Source organism: uncultured Ilumatobacter sp., from assembly GCF_963980585.1.
GTDB lineage: Bacteria > Actinomycetota > Acidimicrobiia > Acidimicrobiales > Ilumatobacteraceae > Ilumatobacter_A.
In genome coordinates this window covers 1-2,577 of sequence record NZ_CAXCAM010000090.1, presented here as the reverse complement: position 1 = coordinate 2,577, position 2,577 = coordinate 1, and the positions used below count along the sequence as shown (strand labels likewise).

Below are 2,577 nucleotides of genomic sequence, written 5' to 3'. Positions count from 1 at the left end.
TCGCCACGTCCGGCTTCACACCGCGGATCACTCCGTCGTTTGTTGACGTCCCGTCGGCTCCGGACAGCGCGAACCCGAAGTACCCGTTCGCCACGACTTCGTCGCAGATCGCACGGTAGGCGCCGACGCCACCGGGATACGGGAGGAAGACCGAGGGCTTGCCCGGCACGTTGGCGCCCATGTACCAGGAATTCGCCGTGGGGAGCAGCGTGAGGTTGGCGATGTCATTGCTGTGCTGCACCCAGCGCTCCTGGGCAAGCTGGGTTGGCTCGATCGAATCCAAGCCTTCTGACCGCATGTGTTCGATCAGGTCCGAAATCCAGTCAACGTGCTGCTCGATCGACACCATCATGTTCGACAGCACCGACGGGCTGCCGGGCCCCGTGATCATGTACAGGTTCGGGAACCCGACCGTCATCAACCCGAGGTACGTCATGGGTCCCTCAACCCAGGCATCACGTAATGACTCCCCGCCGCGTCCGGTGATGTCGACGCCGACGATTGCTCCGGTCATCGCATCGAAGCCGGTAGCGAACACAATCGCGTCAAACTCCATCGACTCACTCGTGTCGATGCCGGTCTCGGTGATGGTGGCGATCGGATCGCGCTGCAGATTGATGAGCCGCACATTGTCGCGGTTGTAGGTCTCGTAGTACCCGGTGTCGAGACACGGCCGCTTGGTGGCGAAGTAGTGGTTGGTCGGACACAGCGTCTCTGCGACGGTGGGATCGTCGACGATGTCGCGAATCTTGCCGTGGATGAACTGCCGCATCGTGTCGTTCGCCTCGGCGTTGATGCCGAGATCGCTATAGGGCGACAAGTGGCCCAGTTCGCCACGCTCCCATGTCTCTTCGTACGCCGCGATGCGCTCGTCGTGGCTGACCTCGAGCGCGCTGATCTCGGAGATTGGCACAAACGGCACACCGATCCGCGAGACCTTTGCCTCGGCCCGATATGCGGCGGGGTCCTTGCGGTATTCGACCAGTCGGTCCTCGGCGATGGGGCCGTGATGGGCCGGAATCGAGAAGTTGGGCGTGCGCTGGAAGACGGTGAGCTGCGCTGCCTGCTCGGCGATGATGGGGATCGACTGGATGCCAGACGAGCCGGTGCCGATCACGGCAACGCGCTTGCCGGTGAAGTCGACGTCCTCGTGCGGCCAACTTCCGGTCATGTACACCTCGCCTTGAAAACGGCCGGCGCCTGGCACATCGGGCACCTTCGGGACTGACAGGCAGCCGGTGGCCATCACGTAGTGCTTGGCGATGATGTCTCCAGCCGACGTGCTGACCGTCCAGCGGTTCGCGCCGTCGTCCCACGATGCAGACTCCACTCGCGTGTCGAACCGGATGTCGCGCCGCAGATCGTGCTTGTCGGCAACGAAGTTGGCGTACTCCAGAATCTCGGGCTGGGTGGCGTACCGCTCGGACCAAGTCCATTCTGTCTCAAGCTCTGGATCCCAGCTGTAGGAGTAGTCGACCGTCAGAATGTCGCAGCGCGCACCGGGGTAGCGATTCCAATACCACGTGCCACCAACGCCGTCACCGGCTTCGATGACGATCGCGGAGAACCCGGCGTCACGCATCCGCTTCAGTTGGTACATCCCGGCAAAACCGGCGCCAACGATCACCACATCCACATTGGTTGTGCTCTCGGTCATGTCGATCCCCTTCGATACGTCCTCCATGCAGTGTCGCGCCCCGAGCGCGCTGGGAAAGACGCGGAGCGCGCTCGCTCCCGCGAGACCGGGAACCGATCAGCGGCGGCTCAGACCGGTTCAGGTCTCGAAATCGAACGGCGGGATGTTGTCGACGGCGATCTCGGGGCCCAGCGTGGCGCCGTTCAACTCCAGGTGGTCGCCGCTCCAGAACTTGCCCGGGTCGTACCAGTTCGGCGGGCGAGTCTCTGTGAGGAGTCCCATCCGCTCGTAGGTGATTGCCACCACCTCGGCGCAGAACAACTGCTCGGGCTTGGTGCGCCGATGCACCCGACCTTTGATCCAGCCCGTCGCGAGTGCCTTGGTTCCTGGAAAGGTCCGTCCGTCGAGTTCGTCGATCGTGTGGAGGATCGAATCTTCCATCTCCGTGGTCACGTCGATATCGATCTGACGCGTCCACGCCTCCTGGCCATACCGGTGGTGCCACTGGCCGGCAGCGTCCGCGAGTCGGTGGAGCTGCGTGCCTCGGTGGGTGATGCCTGCCCACACGTCTGGGATTGTCCGACCGAGCTCAGCGTGCCACAGCAGAGGCGGCAGGTCGTCGAGGGCAATGACCATGCCGACATGATTGACGGGGCTGTTGGTCGCTGCCCTGATTGCACGGTCGGCAGCTGATGATCCGCGGAACAGCCACACATCGCCGGTGCGAGCCAGCGCTGCAGCTTCCTCGAACGGTGTTGCAGTGTGCCGTTCGGTGGTCATCACCACCTACGGTACTCATCCATGCGCATCTGGAAGTGGGTTGGCCTCGCAGGCGTCGTTGGCGCGGCAGTGGTCGGCATTGCCGTGGGGACGTCCTCAGTGCAGCGCAAACGCCGCGAGTTCGTTGATGCGAACCCCAGCGAGTTGCGCGTCCGGCTGCA

Annotated in this window: 2 protein-coding genes; both read right to left on the bottom strand. The window is 63.5% G+C overall.

Annotation, left to right across the window (positions count from 1 at the left end):
- Positions 1-1,657, bottom strand: a 1,657-nt coding sequence (locus ACH2DW_RS15245; RefSeq protein WP_394930598.1) for a flavin-containing monooxygenase, incomplete at its 3' end; no start/stop codon positions are given.
- A 117-nt stretch (positions 1,658-1,774) separates the two neighbouring features.
- Positions 1,775-2,416 (bottom strand): hypothetical protein, encoded by a 642-nt coding sequence (locus ACH2DW_RS15240; RefSeq protein ID WP_394930597.1) that lies wholly within the window; start codon positions 2,414-2,416, stop codon positions 1,775-1,777.
- Between the last annotated feature and the right edge of the window lie 161 nt (positions 2,417-2,577).